The 19,246-nt window shown below is 72.2% G+C and carries 17 protein-coding genes; 10 read left to right on the forward strand and 7 right to left on the reverse strand.

Annotated features, from left to right (window positions below; genetic code table 11):
* The first annotated feature begins 48 nt into the window (after positions 1 to 48).
* Both N912_RS0138320 and N912_RS57315 read left to right on the forward strand, forming a co-directional pair.
* Entirely contained in the window at positions 49 to 1,209 is a 1,161-nt protein-coding gene (locus tag N912_RS0138320; RefSeq protein WP_028926582.1) for an FAD-dependent oxidoreductase, read from the forward strand.
* A 36-nt stretch (positions 1,210 to 1,245) separates the two neighbouring features.
* On the forward strand, positions 1,246 to 1,713 hold the full coding sequence (locus tag N912_RS57315) for a hypothetical protein (RefSeq protein WP_211261550.1): 468 nt from the start codon (positions 1,246 to 1,248) through the stop codon (positions 1,711 to 1,713).
* Here N912_RS57315 and N912_RS0138330 read toward each other — a convergent pair.
* Entirely contained in the window at positions 1,702 to 2,664 is a 963-nt protein-coding gene (locus N912_RS0138330; protein ID WP_028926583.1) for a GlxA family transcriptional regulator, read from the reverse strand. The two genes, N912_RS57315 and N912_RS0138330, sit on opposite strands and share 12 nt — an antisense overlap.
* 71 nt (positions 2,665 to 2,735) lie before the next feature.
* On the opposite strand from N912_RS0138330, the gene N912_RS57320 reads away from it, so the two are divergent.
* Entirely contained in the window at positions 2,736 to 4,130 is a 1,395-nt protein-coding gene (locus N912_RS57320) for an amidase (protein ID WP_169748035.1), read from the forward strand.
* Between the two features lie 5 nt (positions 4,131 to 4,135).
* Here N912_RS57320 and N912_RS57325 read toward each other — a convergent pair whose 3' ends face one another.
* Both N912_RS57325 and N912_RS0138345 read right to left on the reverse strand, forming a co-directional pair.
* A complete protein-coding gene (locus N912_RS57325; protein WP_084211579.1) occupies positions 4,136 to 6,466 on the reverse strand; it encodes a tetratricopeptide repeat protein in 2,331 nt (776 codons plus the stop codon).
* Positions 6,463 to 7,785 carry a spinster family MFS transporter gene (locus N912_RS0138345; RefSeq protein WP_028926584.1) on the reverse strand — a complete coding sequence of 441 codons (1,323 nt, stop codon included), beginning with the start codon at positions 7,783 to 7,785 and terminating at the stop codon, positions 6,463 to 6,465. The genes N912_RS57325 and N912_RS0138345 overlap by 4 nt, the downstream gene beginning before the upstream one ends.
* A gap of 113 nt (positions 7,786 to 7,898) precedes the next feature.
* On the opposite strand from N912_RS0138345, the gene N912_RS0138350 reads away from it, so the two are divergent.
* A complete protein-coding gene (locus tag N912_RS0138350; RefSeq protein ID WP_028926585.1) occupies positions 7,899 to 8,231 on the forward strand; it encodes a hypothetical protein in 333 nt (110 codons plus the stop codon).
* Positions 8,232 to 8,358: 127 nt separating this feature from the next.
* Here N912_RS0138350 and N912_RS0138355 read toward each other — a convergent pair whose 3' ends face one another.
* Entirely contained in the window at positions 8,359 to 9,732 is a 1,374-nt protein-coding gene (locus N912_RS0138355; RefSeq protein WP_028926586.1) for an aspartate aminotransferase family protein, read from the reverse strand.
* Positions 9,729 to 10,217, reverse strand: a complete 489-nt coding sequence (locus N912_RS0138360) for an AsnC family transcriptional regulator (protein WP_028926587.1) — start codon at positions 10,215 to 10,217, stop codon at positions 9,729 to 9,731. The genes N912_RS0138355 and N912_RS0138360 overlap by 4 nt, the downstream gene beginning before the upstream one ends.
* A gap of 193 nt (positions 10,218 to 10,410) precedes the next feature.
* Between N912_RS0138360 and N912_RS0138365 the strand changes: the two genes are divergently transcribed.
* The 5 genes from N912_RS0138365 (at position 10,411) to N912_RS0138385 (ending at position 16,044) form a co-directional block, all read left to right on the forward strand.
* A complete protein-coding gene (locus N912_RS0138365; protein ID WP_028926588.1) occupies positions 10,411 to 11,853 on the forward strand; it encodes a gamma-aminobutyraldehyde dehydrogenase in 1,443 nt (480 codons plus the stop codon).
* 63 nt (positions 11,854 to 11,916) lie between these two features.
* Positions 11,917 to 13,095: an ABC transporter ATP-binding protein gene (locus N912_RS0138370; RefSeq protein WP_028926589.1), complete on the forward strand. Its 1,179-nt coding sequence runs from the start codon at positions 11,917 to 11,919 to the stop codon at positions 13,093 to 13,095.
* The gene (locus N912_RS0138375; RefSeq protein ID WP_028926590.1) at positions 13,092 to 14,342 is read left to right on the forward strand and encodes a polyamine ABC transporter substrate-binding protein; all 1,251 of its coding nucleotides are present in this window, start codon (positions 13,092 to 13,094) and stop codon (positions 14,340 to 14,342) included. Before N912_RS0138370 ends, N912_RS0138375 begins: the two co-directional genes overlap by 4 nt.
* Complete coding sequence (locus tag N912_RS0138380) at positions 14,342 to 15,205, forward strand: ABC transporter permease (protein WP_028926591.1); 864 nt, start codon at positions 14,342 to 14,344, stop codon at positions 15,203 to 15,205. The genes N912_RS0138375 and N912_RS0138380 overlap by 1 nt, the downstream gene beginning before the upstream one ends.
* A complete protein-coding gene (locus tag N912_RS0138385; protein ID WP_028926592.1) occupies positions 15,202 to 16,044 on the forward strand; it encodes an ABC transporter permease in 843 nt (280 codons plus the stop codon). The genes N912_RS0138380 and N912_RS0138385 overlap by 4 nt, the downstream gene beginning before the upstream one ends.
* 14 nt (positions 16,045 to 16,058) lie before the next feature.
* On the opposite strand, the gene N912_RS57330 is transcribed toward N912_RS0138385, so the two are convergent.
* Positions 16,059 to 17,285, reverse strand: coding sequence for an FUSC family protein (locus N912_RS57330; RefSeq protein ID WP_051581396.1), 1,227 nt, complete (start codon positions 17,283 to 17,285; stop codon positions 16,059 to 16,061).
* 109 nt (positions 17,286 to 17,394) lie between these two features.
* Here N912_RS57330 and N912_RS57335 point away from each other — a divergent pair, with 109 nt between their 5' ends.
* Entirely contained in the window at positions 17,395 to 18,588 is a 1,194-nt protein-coding gene (locus N912_RS57335; RefSeq protein WP_051581397.1) for a cytochrome P450, read from the forward strand.
* Between the two features lie 30 nt (positions 18,589 to 18,618).
* On the opposite strand, the gene N912_RS0138400 is transcribed toward N912_RS57335, so the two are convergent.
* Positions 18,619 to 19,239, reverse strand: a complete 621-nt coding sequence (locus N912_RS0138400; protein WP_028926593.1) for a dihydrofolate reductase family protein — start codon at positions 19,237 to 19,239, stop codon at positions 18,619 to 18,621.
* Positions 19,240 to 19,246: the final 7 nt, after the last annotated feature.

The raw sequence follows: 19,246 nt of genomic DNA on the forward strand, positions 1-19,246 counted from the left end.
GCACACCGCAAGCGCTCACGTTCGACCGACCCACATCGTCCACAGAACATGAGCGGACACGTCACCGTCGTCGGCGGCGGCATCGCCGGCCTGACCGCGGCCATCACCTGCGCCGAGGCCGGCGCCACCGTCACCCTGCACGAGGCGCACCGCACCCTCGGCGGCCGGGGCCGGGCCACCGAGGCGCCCTACGTCGCGCACGAGGGCGCGCACGTGTTCTACGCCGACGGCCCACACTGGGGTTGGCTGGCCGAGCGCGGGCTGACCGGCAAGCTCGGCAGGCCGGGACCAAGCGCATTGCTCCGCGCCGGTTTCCGCCGCGACGGAGTGTTCCGCCGAAGCGCCCCCGCCGGGTTCCTCCGCATGCTCCTCGACGGCCGCCGTCGCGCCCCGGTCGACCAGGACTTCGCGACCTGGGCCGGCCGCCGCTACGGCGAGGCCGCCGCGACCGCCGCCGCCAACGCGATCAGCGTGGCCACCTACGACGCGGACACCGGCCGGCTGTCCGCCGCGTTCGTGTGGAACCTGCTGCACCGGGTGTTCGCGCCCAGGCCGCCCTCGGTGCGCTGGGTCATCGGCGGCTGGCAGGCGGTGATCGACCGGATGGCCTCGCACGCCGAAAGCCTGGGCGTGCGCATCGAGACGGGCTCACGGGTGACCACGCTCCCGGACACCCCGACGGTGGTGGCCACCGAGCTGGCGTCGGCCAGGGCGCTGCTCGGCGACGACTCGCTGCGCTGGCAGAGCGGGCACTGCGTGATGCTCGACGTTGCCCTGCGCCGCGACCGCCGGGACAACTTCATCGTGTTCGACCTGGACGAGGGCGGGTTCCACGAGTCCTACTCCGCTCAGGACCCGACCGTCGCCCCGGCCGGCGAGTCGCTGTTCCAGCTGGACATGCCGGTGAAGGCCGGCGAGTCACCGGCCGACGCGCACCGCCGCCTGGAACGTTTCGCCGACGTGGCGCTGCCCGGCTGGCGGGACCGGGTGACCTGGCGGCGCACCGCGACCGCGCGCGGGCGCACCGGCGCGCTGGACCTGCCCGGCCAGACCTGGCAGGACCGCCCGGAGATCGAGCGGGGCGACGGCGTGTTCCTGGCCGGGGACATGGTGGCCGCCCCCGGCATGCGCGGCGAGATTGCGATCAACAGCGCGCTCGCGGCCGCCCGAGGCGCCCTGACCGCCGCCGGCCGGTTACCCACGAGGTAATTGTCTTCACCAGCCCCCGGCCCGATGCTCGAACGCATGATCACAGACACCGACCGGCCGGCGGTCGACAAGGCGCTGGTGGGCATGGCCGTCGGCCGGATCGTGCTCGGTGCGCTCGCCCTGGCCGCCCCTCGCGCCACCGCCCGCCTGTTCCGGATCTCGCCGAAACCGGACCTGACCTACATGACCCGCATCTTCGGCGGCCGGGCGATCGCGCTGGGGCTCGGCTACCTCACCGAGCCCGCCGCGCACCGCGCCCGCTGGCACCGCCTGGGCCTGTTCGTCGACACCTCGGACACCCTGTCCGCGCTCGCCCACCTGCGCCGCCGAGACATCCCGCGCCCCGCCGTCCTCGCCGCCGGCGCCCTCACCGGCACCTACATGGCCATCGGCGCGCTGCGGCTGGCCCGCCCAACCTCCCCGCGAGTCGGGGCTCTGGGCACACCGAGTCGCGCGTTTCGGCACACGACCCGATGTGCTGGAACGCGCGACTCAGTGTGCTGAGAGCCCCGACTCGCGGAAACTGCGCCGGTATGTGTCCGGTGGGACGCCCAGGGTGCGGTGGAAGTGACGGCGGAGGGTGGTGGCGGTGCCCAGGCCGACTCGGTCGGCGATGAGGTCGACGGGGTCGTCGGTGTTCTCCAGGAGCTCCTGGGCGCGGTGGATGCGCTGGGTGTGCAGCCAGTGCAGCGGCGAGGTGCCGGTCGCGGACGCGAACTGGCGGCCGAGGTTGCGCGGGCTCATGTGGGCGCGGCGGGCCAGGTCGGCCACGGTGAGCGGGCGGTCCAGGTGCGCGAGCGCCCAGGCCAGCACGCCGGCCAGCGGGTGGCCCTCGCGCGGCGGGACGGGGGCGGCGATGAACTGGGCCTGGCCACCGGGGCGGTGCGGGGCGACCACGAGCAGGCGGGCCACGGCGTTCGCCACGACGGCGCCGTGGTCGGTGCGGACCATGTGCAGGCACAGGTCGATCCCGGCGGCCTTGCCCGCGGAGGTGAGCACGCCGCCCTCGTCGACGTAGAGCACCCCGGGATCCACCTCGACCGCCGGGTAGCGGGCGGCCAGCCGCGCGGTGTGCATCCAGTGCGTGGTGGCGCGCCGGCCGTCCAGCAGCCCGGCCGCGGCGAGCACGAACGCCCCGGTGCAGATGGACGCCACCCGCGCGCCGGCCCGATGAGCCGTCCGCACCGCGTCGACCAGCTCGGCCGGCGGGTCGTCGACCACGTCGTGGCAGGCCGGCACGATCACGGTGTCGGCGCGGGCCAGCTCGTCCAGCCCGTGCGGCGTCTCGGCGCGCAGCCAGCCCCCGACCCCGACCCCGACGCCGGCCGGCGCGCACACGACCAGCTCGTACCAGGACCCGGCGCCGTCCGGCCGGTCCGCGCCGAAGATCGTGCACGGCGCCGCCAGCTCGAACAGCGGAATGCCCTCGGTGACGGCGACCGCGACGGTAGTCATGTCCGAAACTGTACGCATGATGGCGTTCCGGCCGCTCGTGCAACGGCCAAGGACGCCGCAGCATGGCCGCCGTGACCACAAACCACACGACAGGAGCCGCCGAGGCCGCCCGCCGCCTGCGTGCCCGGGAGCTGACCAGCACCGAGCTCGTCACCGCCCACCTGGAGCGGATCGAGGCGCTCAACCCGAAGCTGAACGCCATCCGCCAGGTCCTCACCGACCAGGCCCTCCGCGACGCCGCAAGCGCCGACGAGCGCCTGGCCGCCGGCACCCCGCGCGGCCCGCTGGACGGCGTCCCCATCACCGTCAAGGACAACGTCGACGTCGCCGGCACCGCCACCACCCAGGGCGTCGCCGCGCTCGCCGGCGCCCTGACCGACACCGACGCCCCCGCCGTGGCCAACCTCCGCCGCGCCGGCGCCATCCCGATCGCCCGCACCAACATGCCCGACTTCGCGCTGCGCTGGCACACCGACAGCGGCATCGCCGGCCCGACGCTCAACCCCTGGGACCCCGCCCTCACGCCCGGCGGCTCCAGCGGCGGCGAGGCGGTCGCGCTAGCCACCGGCATGAGCCTGCTCGGCGTCGGCAACGACCTGGGCGGCTCGCTGCGCTGGCCGTCCCAGTGCGCGGGCACGGCGGCGCTGCGGCCCACCCTCGGCCGCGTCCCGCACGCCCGCTCGCTGGAACCGACCGCGACGCCGCTGGGCCTGCAGCTGATCGACGTGCAGGGCCCGATGGCCCGCCGCGTCGAGGACCTGCGTCTCGCGCTGCGCGTGATGGCCGAGCACGACCCGCGCGACCCGTGGCACTGCCCCGTCCCCGCCTCCCACGCCCCGGACGCCCCGCCGCGCGTGCACGTGCTCACCGAGCTGGACGGCGTCACCCTCGACCCGTCCGTGCGCACCGCGATCGACCGCGCGGCCGAAGCCCTGCGCGCGCACGGCTACGACCTGACCGACGACGCCCCGCCCGGCATCGACGAGGCGGCCGCCGCCTGGGGCCCGCTGATGGCCACCGACGCCCGCCGCGCCTGGCCGTCGCTCTCCCCGACCGCATCCGCGTCCGGCCGCCGCTTCATGGAGCTGATGTTCGAGCTGGTCCCGCCGGTCACGATGGACGAGTACGCCGACCTGTTCACCACCCGCCACCGGCTGGCCCGCGCCTGGTCGGAGCACCAGCGCCGGGTGCCGCTCGTGCTCGCCCCGATCTACGCCGGCCGCCCGTTCGCCGCCGGCGCCGACCTGGACGGCGTCTCGTCGGCCGCCGCGATCGTGACCAACCTGCGGGCCACCCTGGTCGCCAACGTCCTCGGCCTGCCCTCGGTGGCCGTCCCGGTCGGCGTGGTCGACGGCCTGCCGGGCGCGGTCCAGCTCATCGGCCCTCGGTTCGGCGAACAGGCGTGCCTGCGCGCCGCCGAGGCCATCGAGACGATCCAGACGGCGACCTCCCCGCCGGGGACGTGACCACCTCAGGCCCGGGCCCGCGGCGCCGGGGCGCGGTGCGCGTCCAGCTCCTGGAACAGCGACAGCGCTTCGTTCAGCGACCGCTCGCCGGCGCTGTCGTCGCCGACCTCGTAGAGGATCTCGCCCCGCAGCTCGAGCGCGTCCGCCTCGGTCCACCGGTCCTCGGCGGTGCGGTTCGCGAGCAGCGCCCGCTCGCACAGGTGCAGCGCGGTGGCGTTGTCGCCGCGCCGGTGGGCGGTGCGGGCCAGGCGGACCAGCGCGTAGCCCTGCGCCTGCCGGTCCTCGATCGAGGCGTACAGCTGGTGTGCCTCGTTGCCGTACGTCCAGGCCTGGTCGAGGTCGCCCAGCTCGCGGTAGGCGTCGCCCAGGTTCGCCAGCGCGGTGGCGACGCCGTAGGCCATGCCGACCTCGTAGAACAGGCCGATCGTGCGCTCCAGGTGGCCGACCGCGCCCCGGTAGTCGCCCCGGGAGATCAGGGTGAACGCCAGCCCCGCCGTGGCCCATCCCCGGCCGGTACGCCCCGGACAGATCTCCAGGGCCTGACGGAACTGCTCCTCGGCGAGGTCGAGGTCGCCGCGACGGAAGTGGGCCGCGCCCAGGTTGGTCAGCGCCCAGCCGTGGCCGAAGTCGTCCCCGATCCGCCGGGCCGCCGCGACGCCGATCTCGTGCATCGCGATCCACTCGTCCCAGGGCCGGCGCAGCAGGAAGTAGTCGAACCAGACCACCGGGAGCTGCCAGGCCCGCGCGTGCAGCCCCTGGTCGGCCGCCAGCCGGGTGAGCGGCACCATGGCCGGCAGCTCCAGGTCGCACCAGCGCAGCGCGCGCTCGTACTCGTCCGGCCCGAACCGCGCCGGCTCGACGCCCGGGTCCAGCGCCGGCGGGTCCCAGTGCGGCCGGCGCGGGGTCAGCGCCCGCACCGCCGCGCCGGCGCTCGCCAGGTACCAGTCGACCAGGCGGTGGATCGCGGCCGCGCGCTCCTCGGGGGAGCCGAGGCGCGCCTGCTCGGCGGCGTACGCCCGCAGCAGGTCGTGCAGCTGGTAGCGGTCCCTGCCGACCTGTTCGACCAGGTGCGCGTCGGTCAGGCCGTCCAGCAGCCGCCGGGCGGTGGACCACCCGACCCCGGCCAGCGCCGCCGCGGCCCCGACGCCGAACGCCGCCCCGGGGTAGAGGCCCAGCAGCCGGAACTGGCGCGCCACCTCGGGCCGCAGCGCCAGGTACGAGTGGGAGAACACGCCGCGCACGGTGAGGCTGTCGCCGGCGCTCAGCACGTCCAGCGGCTCGTTCTCACCGGACAGGTCCGAGGCGAGGTCGGCGATCGTGTGGTGCGGGTTCGTGGCGATCCGCACCGCGGCGATGCACAGCGCCAGCGGCAGGTACCCGCACCGGCGCGCGAGGCTCTCCAGGCTCTCCGCGGCCCCCGGCTCGGTGTGCACCGGCTCGTCGCCGATGACCCGTCGCAGCAGCTCATGGGCGTCGTCCGGGAGCAGCGGCCGCAGCGTCACGCAGGTGGCCGGCGCCGCCGCGACCAGCAGGCCCTTGAGGCGCCGCCGGCTGGTGACCAGCACCGCGCAGTCGGCCGAGCCCGGCAGCAGCGGGAGCACCTGCCTCGAGTCCGCCGCGTTGTCCAGCACGACCAGCACCGCCCGGCCGTGGACCAGGGAGCGGAACATGGCCGCCCGCTCCTCGACGGTGGCCGGGATGTTGTTCGGCGCGACGCCCAGCGAGCGCAGGAACTGGTCCAGCACCTCCGCCGGGTCCGCCGGCCCGGTGGTCGCGGCGTATCCGCGCAGGCCGGCGAACAGGACCCCGCCCGGGTAGCGGCCGGCGAGGTCGTGCGCGCACCGCAGGGCCAGCGCGGTCTTGCCCACCCCGGGCGGCCCGTCGACGCACACCACCGGCACCGCCCCGGAACGCTGCCCGGGCGCGGCCAGCAGCTCGGTCAACCGGGCGCGCTGGGCGTCGCGCCCGACCAGGTGCGCCGGCGCCGAGGGGAGCTGGGCCACCGGGACGTCACCCCGCCGGCCGCCGGCCAGCGCCAGGCTCGCCCGCCCGGCCAGCTCGCCCTGCGTGCCCAACGCCGCGTCGCACGCCCTGGCCAGGCTGACCGAAATGACTTTCCGGTCATTCTCGATCCGGCTCAGATAGCCCTTGCTGTAGTGCATAACGGTGGCCAGTTGCTGAAGGCTGAAGCCCGCTTCGCGACGGAGCCGGCGAAGAAGTTGGCCGTCCGACTCGCATGGCCCCCCTGGCCGCGACACGTCCGACACCTTATCGAACCGTGCACCGCGAGAGGATTCTCGGTGAACGTCGCGAGCGCGACCGAGCAGCGGATTCACCCGGCCGCGGCCATGGCCGCCTGCATCCTGGCCCGGTCCCGGGTGACCGTCCGCGTGGCCAGCAGCATCCCGACCGTCGACACCAGCAGGCTCAGCGGCACCAGGACCATCATCGCGTCGTGCAGGCCGACCGCCCGGTCCGCCGCCGACACCACCGCGGCGCCGGCCCCGGCCCTGGCCCGCTCGGCCAGCGCGTCCGACAGCGCCCCGACGGCGATCGGCCCGCACCCGCCGCCGAGCAGGTAGGCCAACGCGAACATCATCGCCACCGTCCTCGCCCGCAGCCGAGGCTCGACGACGTCGGCCAGCGCGGGATACCCGCAGGTGTAGAACACGAAGCTCAGGATCCAGCCCACCGAGAAGATCGCCACGTACCAGCCGGCCGCTCCCGGGCCGAGCCGCAGCGCGACGAACGTCAGCGGCACCGAAGCCCCCATGCACACCGCGCCGAGCAGCACCCGGTACCTGATCGCCCGCCGCGCCGCCCGGTCGCCGAGCCACCCGCCGAGCAGCAGCCCGACCACCCCGGTCAGCCCCAGCACGACGCCGTTCACCGTCGCCGCCGACGCCAGTCCGAACCCGAAATAGCGCTGGAAAAGCGGCACGTTGAAGGCGCTCGTCACATAGGCGGCAAACTGGTAGCCGAGCAATCCGACGACCAGCCACCACACGGTGGGAATCCGCAGGACCTCTCGGGCGCGACGGGTTTTCGTCACCCGATCCGGCGCCACCTCCTCGGCCGCGCCGCGCGCCGGTTCTGTGATTCGGAATATCAACACCGCGAGCACCGCACCGGGAACGGCCGCCACGAAGAACGGCGCCCGCCAGCTGCCGAACACATCGGCGATCCAGCCCACCGTGAAATAGGACAGGGTCAGCCCGACCGGCAGCCCCAGCATGAAGAATCCCATCGCGCGGGCCCGCCGGTTCGCCGGATAGAGGTCGGCGATCACCGACTGCGCGGCCGGCGCGCAGCTCGCCTCCCCGACCCCGATGCCCAGCCGCACCGCCATGAGCGCCCCGAAACCCTGAACGCCCCCGGTCAGGGCGGTGAGCGCGCTCCACACCGCCAGCCCGGCGCCCATCACCGCCCGGCGGGACACCCGGTCGGCCACCCAGCCCAGCGGCAGCCCGGCAAGCGCGTACACGACCGTGAACGCCGACACCAACAGTCCGATCTGACTGTCATTCAGGCCGAACTCGACACGGATGGGTTCGATGACGATCGTCGGGATTACCCGGTCGTAGAAGTTCAACAGGTTCGCCAGAAACAGAACCGAGAGAACCCACCCCGCGCCCGAGGTTCTGTCGACCGCCACCTACCCGCACCCCCGATCGGATTTCCTGAAGATTATCCCGTCACGGGGGTTTCCCAAAATTTGGAAACAGGGCAACCCTTCTCGTGGCGGCCCGCCGCCGCGATAGTGTCGCCATGCACGCCTGGTCTGCCCGCGTCCGGGCACGGCTCACGCCCAAGCACCACCGGATCAGATGGATCACGTGTGCAACCCAGGGCGAACAACACGCGGTCTCCGACGCCGCGCTGCGGGCCACCGGCTTCATCGACGGCGTCCGCTCGCTGTGCGGCGCCCAGGTGGTCGTGCAACTGCCCGTCGTCCTGGCCCCGCCCGGCCCCCGCTGCGCCCGCTGCCGCGCCAGCCAGACCCCCGACATGTTCGAACGCCACTACCCGAACCAGGACGCGCTCGCCCAAGCCCTCATCAGGCACGCCCTCTGGCACCCGCCCAAGGACGCGGCGCACTAGGCCAACCCGCCCGTATCCCCAGCTCAGACCCCGTGAGTGGTTAGCGTTGTCATAGCAACGCTAACCACTCACGGGTGGTGACCAGCGGCTTTGGCGGTCGCGGGGGGTACGAGCTCCAGGACGGCGCTCAGAGCTTGTCGAGCGCCTTGGTCAGGACCGCGCGGAGCTTCTGCTCGATCTCGTCGAAGTGCTCCGGGCCGCAGATCAGCGGCGGGGCGAGCTGGATGACCGGGTCGCCCCGGTCGTCGGCGCGGCAGATCAGGCCGGACTCCAGGAGCGCCGGCGAGACGAAGCCGCGCAGCAGGCGCTCGCCCTCCTCGGCGTCGAACGAGCGCTTGGTGTCGACATCGCGGACCAGCTCGATGCCGAAGAAGTACCCGTCGCCCCGGACGTCGCCGACGATCGGCAGGTCGCGCAGCTTCTCCAGGGTGTCCCGGAACTCGTCGGTGTACTTGCTGACCCGGCCGGTCAGGTCCTCGGCCTCGAAGATGTCCAGGTTCGCCAGCGCGGCCGCCGTGGACACCGGGTGGCCAGCGAACGTGATGCCGTGCAGGAACGTGGTCTCCCCGGTGGCGAACGGCTCCATCAGCCGGTCACTGACGATCATCCCGCCGAGCGGTGCGTAGCCGGACGTGACGCCCTTGGCGAAGGTGATCACGTCGGGCCGGTAGGAGTATCGCTGCGCGCCGAAGTAGTCGCCGATCCGGCCGAACGCGCAGATCACCTCGTCGGAGACCAGCAGCACGCCGTGCCGGTCGCAGATCTCGCGGACCCGCTCGAAGTAGCCGGGCGGCGGCGGGAAGCAGCCGCCCGCGTTCTGCACCGGCTCCAGGTAGACGGCGGCCACCGAGCTGGGGCCCTCGTACTCGATGGCCCGCTCGATCTCGTCGGCGGCCCAGCGGCCGAACGCCTCCAGGTCGTCGCCGTGCTCCGGCGCGCGGTAGAAGTTCGTGTTCGTCACCTTGATCGCGCCGGGCACCAGCGGCTCGAACGGCACCCGCAGGTCGGCCACGCCGGTGATGGACAGCGCGCCCATGGTGGTGCCGTGGTAGGCCACGTTGCGGCTGATCACCTTGGTGCGGCTGGGCTGGCCGGTGACCTTGAAGTACTGCCGGGCCAGCTTCCACACCGACTCGACGGCCTCGCTGCCGCCGGTGGTGAAGAAGACCCGGTTCAGGTCACCGGGGGTGAGGGCGGCCAGGCGCTCGGCCAGCTCGATGGCGGCCGGGTGCGCGTAGGTCCACAGCGGGAAGTAGGCCAGCTTGGAGGCCTGCTCGGCCATCGCCTCGGCGATCTGCGTGCGGCCGTGCCCGACCTGGGTCACGAACAGCCCGGACAGGCCGTCCAGGTACTGGCGTCCGTGCTGGTCGTAGACGTACGGACCCTCACCGCGGCCGATCACCGGCACCTCGGCGTCGGCGTACGAGGACAGGCGGGTGAAGTGCATCCACAGGTGGTCCTTGGCGGCCTGCTGCTGGCGGTCGATACCTGGTTCCGTCATCGCGTTCCCCATGAGTAGGTCTGCTTGCGCAGCTTGAGATAGACGAAGCTCTCCGTGCTGTGCACCGTGTCCAGCGCCCGGACCCGGCTGAGGATGTCCAGCAGGTGGTCGTCGTCCTCGCAGACGACCTCGATCAGGAGGTCGAACGACCCCGCCGTGATCACGACGTAGTCGATCTCCTCCATGCCGGCCAGGGTGTCCGCGACCCGCTGCGGGTCACCCTCGCACTTGACGCCGATCATGGCCTGCCGGGCGAACCCGAGGGTGAGCGGATCGGTGACGCCGCAGATCTGGATGATCCCGGAGTCCAGCAGCCGTTGGACGCGCTGCCTGGTCGCCGCCTCGGACAGCCCGACGTCCTTGGCGAGCATGGTGTACGAACGGCGGCCGTCCTTCTGCAGCTCCTCGATCAGCCGCTTGGACACCGCGTCCAGCGTCGGCCGGTTCCTGCCGCGCTGGCCGGCACCGTCCGTGCCCTCACTCATCGGTCCTCCCGTTCTCCAGCCATGCTGCCAAGATCTTCCCAAAAATCAAAGGATTCCGTTGTACGAGCCACTCAATTCGACGGAATCCCTTGTGCCTTGGCTCACCATCTGCGACAGTCTCCACCACACAACGGACACGACCCGTGCCCGGGCGGTGTCGTGGCCGACGGCCGGATCCGCGGGAGGTAGATCGGTGGCTGGTACTGGCGGGCTCGCCCAGCTGTCCAACTTCGTCAACGGCGAGTACGTCGCCCCGGTGGACGGGCGGCGGCTGGACGTGGTCGACCCCACCACCGGCGAGGCGTACGCGCAGGCGCCGAACTCTCGGGCCGAAGACATCGACAGCGCCTGCAAGGTCGCCGCCACCGCGTTCGAGACCTGGCGCGACGCCACGCCGGCCGAGCGCTCGCTGGCCCTGCACCGGTTCGCCGACGCGCTGGAGTCCCGCGCCGACGACCTGGTGGACGCCGAGGTCCGCAACACCGGCAAGCCGCGCGAGCTGACCCGCACCGAGGAGATCGGCCAGCTGCTGGACTGCGTGCGGTTCTTCGCCGGCGCCGCCCGGGTGCTGGAGGGCCGGGCCGGCGCCGAGTACCTGGCCGACCACAGCTCCTGGGTCCGCCGCGAGCCGATCGGGGTGATCGGCCAGGTCACGCCCTGGAACTATCCGATGCTGATGGCCGCGTGGAAGTTCTCCCCCGCGATCGCGGCCGGCAACACCATCGTGCTCAAGCCGTCCGACACCACCCCGGCCAGCACCCTGCTGATGGCCGAGATCGCCTCGGAGTTCCTGCCGCCCGGGGTGTTCAACGTGGTCACCGGCGACCGCGACACCGGCCGCGCGCTGGTCGAGCACCCGATCCCGGCCATGGTCTCGGTGACCGGCAGCGTGCGCGCCGGCACCGAGGTCGCGCAGTCCGCGTCCGCCGACCTCAAGCGGCTGCACCTGGAGCTGGGCGGCAAGGCCCCGGTGATCGTGTTCGACGACGCCGACGTGGAGCGGGCGGCCACCGGGATCGCGGAGGCCGCGTACTTCAACGCCGGGCAGGACTGCACCGCCGCGACCAGGGTCCTGGCCGGGCCGCGCGTGCATGACGACTTCGTCGCGGCGATCACCGAGGCGGCCAAGGGCACCGCCGTCGGCGGCCCGGACGTCGCCGACGCGTACTTCGGCCCGCTGAACAACCCGAACCAGCTCGCGCGCGTGTCCGGCTTCCTCGATGACGCGCCGGACCACGTGCAGGTCCAGACCGGCGGTCACCGGGTCGGCGAGCGCGGCTACTTCTACGCGCCCACCGTCGCCTCCGGGCTGCGCCAGGACGACCGGATGATCCAGGAGGAGATCTTCGGCCCGGTGGTCACCGTGCAGCGGTTCAGCGACGAGGACCAGGCGCTGGCCTGGGCGAACGGGGTGCAGTACGGGCTGGCGTCCAGCGTCTGGACCCGCGACCACGGGCGCGCGATGCGGATGGCGCGGCGGCTGGACTTCGGCTGCGTGTGGATCAACACGCACATCCCGATCGTGGCCGAGATGCCGCACGGCGGCTTCAAGCACTCCGGCTACGGCAAGGACCTCTCGATGTACTCGCTGGAGGAGTACACCCGCATCAAGCACGTCATGAGCTACCTCGGCTAGCCCGCCCCCGCCGCGCCACTCCCGCCACACCGGCAACGTCGCCGACCCGAAAGGCGGTCCGTCATGAGTACCGAGACCTCACCGGCCTCTCACGCGGCGGAGGCGCCCTCGGCCGCGCAGCCGAACCCGCCACCGGCGATCTGCCTGGACGGGGTGGCCAAGACGTACGAATCGAGGCACGGCGACGTGACCGCCGTGCACGATCTCGACCTGGAGATCGCCGAGGGCGAGTTCTTCTCCCTGCTCGGCCCGTCCGGCTGCGGCAAGACCACCACGATGCGGATGGTCGCCGGTTTCGAGCGGCCCAGCCGGGGCACGGTGCGGCTGCACGGCGAGGACGTCACCGCGGTCCCGCCGCACCGCCGGGACGTGAACATGGTGTTCCAGAGCTACGCGCTGTTCCCGCACATGTCGGTGTACGACAACATCGCGTTCGGGCTGCGCCGCCGCCGGGTGCCCGCCTCGGAGGTCACGGGCCGGGTGGAGGCGATGCTGGAGCTGGTGCAGCTCACCGGGGAGCGCAAGCGCCGCCCGGGCCAGCTCTCCGGCGGCCAGCAGCAGCGGGTGGCGCTGGCCCGCGCGCTGGTCAACCGCCCGCGCGCGCTGCTGCTGGACGAACCGCTGGGCGCGCTGGACCTCAAGCTGCGCCAGTCCATGCAGACCGAGCTCAAGCGCATCCAGCGCGAGGTCGGGATCACGTTCGTCTACGTGACCCACGACCAGGGCGAGGCGCTGACCATGTCGGACCGGATCGCCGTGATGAACGCCGGGGTCATCGAGCAGCTCGGCGCCCCGGCCGAGGTGTACGAGCGGCCGGCGTCGCGGTTCGTCGCCGGGTTCATCGGCACCTCGAACCTGCTGTCCGCGCCCGTCGACCGGGTCGAGGGCACGCTGGCCGTGCTGCGGCCCGGCGAGCGGCAACGCATCCTGGTCCACGCCGCTCAGGCCCGCACTGGCGAACAGCTCGACCTGACCGTCCGCCCGGAGAAGGTCCGGCTCTCGATCGACGAACCGACCGAGCCGTCCGAACACGAGCTGGACTGCCGGCTGCGCGGCGAGGTCACCGACGTGACCTACCTCGGGTCCGCCACCCACTACACCGTGCGGACCTCGCTGGGCTGCGACGTCGCGGTGTACGTGCAGAACGCGCACGACGCGACGAACGTGGCATGCCGGGGCGAGCAGGTCTGGCTGGCCTGGCGCTCGGAGCACTCGTACCCGCTGAGCGGCACCCGGTCATGAACCGCCCAGCCACGAACCGGGCGCTGCTGCGCGGGGTGACCCGGCGGCGGTTCGACAGGCGCGCGGCGCTGCGGCTCGGCGCCACGGCGGCCGGCGGGGTCGCGGCGTCGGCGGCGCTGGCCGCGTGCGGGGTGCAGAGCCAGCGCCAGGAGCCGATGACCGAGGCGCAGGCCCGCGAGTTCTGGGCGTCGCAGCGCCAGCACGGCACCGCGAACTTCGCCAACTGGCCGCTGTACATGGACGCCGACCGCACCCCGCTCAAGGAGTTCACCGCCCGCACCGGGATCACCGTGAACTACTCCGAGCCGATCAACGACATGCCGTCCTGGTTCGGCAAGATCCAGCCGCAGCTCGCCGCCGGCCAGTCCATCGGCTACGACCTGATCATGATCTCCAGCGGCGTGACGTTCACCAAGCTGCGGGCGCTGGGCTACTTCGTGCCGCTGGACCGCTCGCGGCTGCCGAACTTCACCGCCAACGCCGGCGAGCAGTACCGGCATTCGACGTTCGACCCCGGCAACATCTACAGCATCCCGTACACGGCCGGGATCACCGGGATCGCTTACAACCCGAAGTACGTCAAACGCAAGATCACCAGCATCGCGGACCTCTGGGACCCCGCGTTCGCCGGCCGGGTCGGCATGTTCGCCGACAGCGACGAGATGGCCAACTTCGGCCTGATGCGCATCGGCGTCGCGCCGGAGAAGTCCACCCCGGACGACTGGCGCCGCGCCGCCAAGGTGCTGCGCGAGCAGCGCGACGCCGGCCTGGTGCGGGCCTACTACAACCAGAACTACGTCAAGCCGCTCGCCGGCGGCGACATCTGGCTCACCATGGCCTGGTCCGGCGACGTCTTCCAACAGAACATCTCGGAGAACACCGGCCTGGAGTTCGTCATCCCGGAGGAGGGCGGCACCCTCTGGACGGACAACATGACGATCCCGCGCGGCGCCGAGAACCCGCTGGACGCGATGACGCTGATGGACAACTTCTACGCCCCGCCGGTGGCCGCCCAGCTCACCGAGATCATCAACTACATCAGCCCGGTGCCCGCCGTGCACGACCTGATCGCCGCGCACGCCGAAGGAGCCACCGGCGAGGAGAAGGACACCCTGACCACGCTGGCCGAGAGCCCGCTGCTGTTCCCCACCGAGGCGGAGTACGCGCGGCTGCACCCGTTCGGCGACCGCACCCCGGTGCAGGACCGCCTGTTCCAGGGCCTGTTCGAGCCGATCTCGGAGGGCTGATGAAGACCGTGCGCGGGGCACTGACCCCGTACCTGCTGATCCTGCCCGGCGGGCTGTGGATGGCCGTGTTCTTCGTGGTCCCCGCCGTGTTCATGCTCTCGATGTCGCTGCAGAGCGGTGACGTGGTCACCGGCTTCCGGCCGACGTTCGAGCTGTCCAACTACGTCGACGGGTTCGGGTTCTACTACGGCCAGTTCCTCCGGTCCCTCGGCTACGGGCTCGCGGCCACCGCGCTGACCATCGTGATCGGCTACCCGGTGGCGTACTGGATCGCCTTCCACGGCGGTACCCGCAAGTCGCTCTACCTGCTGCTGATGCTGCTGCCGTTCTTCGTCTCGTTCGTGCTGCGCACCACCTCGTGGAGCTTCCTGCTGGCGGACAACGGCGTGATCCTGGGCGCGCTGAAGGCCATCGGCCTGGTGCCCGACCAGTTCCACGTGCTAGCCACCGCGCCGGCGGTGGTGCTCGGGCTGACGTACAACTGGTTGCCGTTCATGGTGCTGCCCATCTACGTGGCCCTGGAACGGGTGGACGTACGGCTGGTCGAGGCCGCCAACGACCTGTACGCGCACCGGGCCGCCGCGTTCACGCACGTGGTCCTGCCGCTGTCACTACCCGGTGTGTTCGCCGGGGTGATTATGACGTTCGTGCCCGCCAGCTCGGACTACGTCAACGCCCAGCTGCTCGGCGGCACCTCGAACACCATGGTCGGCAACGTGATCCAGAACCAGTACTTCGTGGCCAGCAACTATCCGGTCGCGGCGGCGCTGTCGTTCGCGCTGATGGCCCTGCTGCTGGCCGGCATCTTCTCCTACGCGCGGGCGCTCGGGACCCAGGACGTGATGGAGGCGGCGGCGAGATGACGACCGTGACGACGGAGACGGCCGAGCCCGACGCCCTCCCCGCCAACCCGCGACGGGGTAAGCGAACGTCCGGCCGGGCGCTTCGTGCATGGACGCTGCTGGTGCTGGCCTGGCTGTTCCTGCCGGTCGCCGGCATGATCGTGTTCGGCTTCAACGACACCCAGGGCAAGTTCAACAACACCTGGCAGGGCTTCACGCTGCGCTGGTACCGAGACCTGTTCGCCATCCCGGACCTGACGGTCGCGCTGGTCAACTCCCTGACGATTGCCACCCTGACCGCCGTGATCGCCGGCGCGCTGGGCTCGCTGATCGGCTATGCGCTGGGCCGCTACCGGTTCCGGGGCGCGGGCCTGACCGACCTGGTGATGTTCGCGGCCATCTCCGCGCCGGAGGTGGTGATGGGCGCCTCGCTGCTGTCCATGTACCTCAACCTGGGCATCCCCCGCGGCTACCTGACCATCCTGATCGCGCACGTGATGTTCTCGGTGTCCTTCGTGGCGATCACCGTACGTGCCCGGACGGTCACGCTGGACCCGTCCCTGGAGGAGGCCGCGCGCGACCTGGGCGCCACCCCGGCGGCGACGTTCCGGCTGGTCACCGTGCCGATGCTGCTGCCGGGCATCCTGGCCGGCGCGGTGCTCGCGTTCGCGCTGTCCATCGACGACTTCATCATCACGAACTTCACCGCCGGCTCCACCCAGACGTTCCCACTCTGGATCTGGGGCGCCACCCGCCTCGGCATCCCGCCCCAGGTGAACGTCATGGGAACGCTGATCTTCGCAATAGGCGTGATCATCGCCGCCGCCAGCACCCTGGCCACCCGCCGAAACGCCCGCTGACAAAGAACCCGGGATCACGAACTCCGCTGCCCGATACGGTCGAAGACCCGCCACACGCCAGCGCCCACGGGCTCCGGCCGCCACACCCCATCGGCCGGGCGAACGGTGGCCTCCACCTCCACCCGGAGCCGATCCACCGCCGCCAGCAGCGCACCATGCTGTTCCCACGCCGCGGCATCCACGGCCGGATCGACGAACAACAGCCCGGCCAGCCGATCACGACGCGCCCGCAGCTCGATAAGCCGCTCGGCCACCAGCGACCTGGACAACTCCGCCGCCGAAGTGTCCACAGTAGACATCGTATCCGCAAACGCATCCACGACCTCGGCCAACGCGAGCCTGGCCTCCGGACTGTACGCACCGCCCAGATCACTTTCAGGCACGAAGTACGTCCGATCCAACACCGCCCGACTCAGGTTGCGCAGCGAAACGTAGCAATGCTCCAGCCCCGTAAGAGCGGTCCGCAATCGAGGCTGAGCCTCCCGAGCCGCCCGGCCACGCGGGTTGAGCCGGGCGCTCTCCTCCGTACGGGCCAGTTGCAGGTCAGCACGGCGCACCTCGGCGCCCAGATCACGTGCCCGCTGCAGGAACCGCGACGCCTCCGCCCGCGTCCAGTCTCCGCGCAGCGCAACCGCGAACTCCCGGGCGTACGCCTCGAGCTTGCCGACCAGCTCGCCGATCGCGTCGTCGGCGGGCTGGATGTAGAGCGGCGGAGCGATCACGACGTTGACGATGATGCCGATCGCCGCGCCGATGAGCGTCTCCACCACCCGGCCGACGGCGGCGGTCTCCGCGCCGAACGCGCCGAGCATGCTCGACGAGCTGCCGATCCCGGCCGCCGCGAGCACCAGCATCGCGCTGATCGGCACCTCCAGCAGGTGCGGGCCGAGCCGCATCACCCGCCCGACCACCAGCGAGACGCCGACCACCAGGCCGAGGCTCCACCAGGTCAGCCCGGTAAGGCTGGCCACCCCGACGGCGACGAGCACGCCGGTCACCACGCTGGCGATGCGGTCCAGGCCGTGCGCGAACGTGCCGTACAGGGTCAGCTGGACGACCAGCAGCGCGGTCAGCGGCGCCAGGATCGGCTGGTCGGTGGTGTGCAGCAGGTCCGCGACGACGAACGAGAGCACCGCCGCGAGGGTCGTCTTGGCGGTGCGCAGGCCGGGGGTGCGGCCGCGACGGAAGCACGCGGACCACGCGCGGCGCGCGGACTCGGAGAGGCGGTCGAGAGAGAGCACCGAGGGACATCGCGCCAGGCCCCCCAGGTTGTTCCCGCATCCCGGCGGGACGTGTCACGGATAACGTTTAGAAGCAAACTGCACCGACTAGTCGGTATAGTTACGAACCATGAACATGCTCCAGGCGGCGCGCCAGCTCGGCACCACGTGGGTGTACGGGCGGTTGTACGACGACCCGTTCAACCAGCTCCTGCTGCGGGCCGGCCGGATGGATCCGTACCCGCTCCACGCCAGGCTCCGCGCGGACGGACCGGTCACGCGCAGCCGCTCCGGCGACTGGGTCGTCACCGGGCACGAGCTGGCCAACGGCGTGCTCAGGGACCGCCGCTTCGGCGTCCGCAACACCCCGTACGACCCGGGCGCCGCGAGCGAGCTGGGCTACGCGTCCGGCGCGGAGCACCACTTCTCGATCCTGGAGATCGACCCGCCGGACCACGGCCGGCTGCGCAAGCTCGCCGCGCCCGCGTTCAGCCCCCGGATGATGGCCGAGTACCGGCTGGAGATCGAGCGGCTGACCGCCCAGCTCCTGGACGCAACCCCCGGCCGGTTCGACCTGATGACGACCATCGCCGGCCCGCTGCCGATCGCGGTGATCACCAGGCTGCTCGGCATCCCGGACGCCGACGCCGCGCGGTTCCAGCGCTACGGCCGGGTCGTCGGGTCGTCGCTGGACGGCGTCCGGTCGCCCCGGCACGCGCGCCGGCTGGCGAGGGCCACCCGCGACATCGAGGAGCTGTTCGCCGGCATGGCGCGCGCGTCCGCGCCAGACGACCGGCACCTGGTCGGCCGCCTCGCCGCCGACCTGAGAGCCGGCCGGCTCACCCCGCGCGAGCTGCTGTCGCTCAGCCGGATCCTGCTGATCGCCGGCTTCGAGACGACGGTGAACCTGATCGGAAACGGCGTGCTCGCGCTGCTGCGCAACCCCGAGCAGTGGCGCGCGTTGCGGGACGACCCCGAGCTGGCCGGCGCCGCGGTCGAGGAGATCCTGCGCTACGACTCGCCGGTCCAGGCCACCCTGCGGTTCGCCCGCGAGGACGTCGAGCTGGGCGGGCGCCGGATCGCCCGAGGCGACAGCGTGTACATCCTGCTCGGCGCCGCGAACAGGGACCCGAGCGTGTACTCCGACCCGACCGCTTCGACATCCGGCGCACCCCGGAGGCGAGCCACCTGGCGTTCGGCGGCGGCGCGCACTACTGCCTCGGCGCCCCGCTGTCCCGTCTGGAGGGCGAGGTCGTGTTCCGCGCGCTGGCGCAGCGGATGCCCGACCTGCGGCCGGCCGGCCCGGCGCGCCGCCGCCCGCTGATGACCCTGCGCGGGCTCGCCGAGCTGCCGGTCAGGGCCTGACCACCCGATACGTCAGGTGGGCAGCGCCGGCGCCCTCCGCCACCCCGACCTGCTCCAGCCGAGGCCGGTCGGCGCCGAGGTTGTCGAACAGCCGCAGCCCGGCGCCGATCAGCACCGGCAGCACGTGCAGCCGCAACTGGTCCACCACACCGGCCCGCAGCGCCTGCTGGACGGTGTCCGCGCCGCCGGCGATGTCGACGTTCCCGTCGCCGGCCACCGCCCGCGCCCGCTCCACCGCGTCCCGGATGTCCTCTGTGACGAACGTGAAGCTGGTGCCACCCTGCTTGACCAGCGTCGGCCGGGGCCGGTGGGTGAGCACGAACACCGGCGTGCGGAACGGCGGGTCCTCGCCCCAGTGTGCCTCGCCGGTGTCGTACATCATCCGGCCCATCACCACCGCGCCGGTGGCGTCGAACCAGTCGCCGATGACCTCGGAGTCCCGGTCCCGCGAGCCGCCGGAGAGCCCCTGCCGCTCCCGCCAACTGGCCAGGCTCGCGATCCACTCGTGCAGCGCGTCCGCGCCCTCACCACCGGGCTTGGACACGCTCACGTCCGTACCCGCCATGAACCCGTCCAGCGACACCATCAGGTCCGCGGTGACGATCGCCATGCTCGTT

This window comes from Actinospineispora acaciae DSM 45401 (assembly GCF_000620785.1).
Lineage (GTDB): Bacteria > Actinomycetota > Actinomycetes > Mycobacteriales > Pseudonocardiaceae > Pseudonocardia > Pseudonocardia acaciae.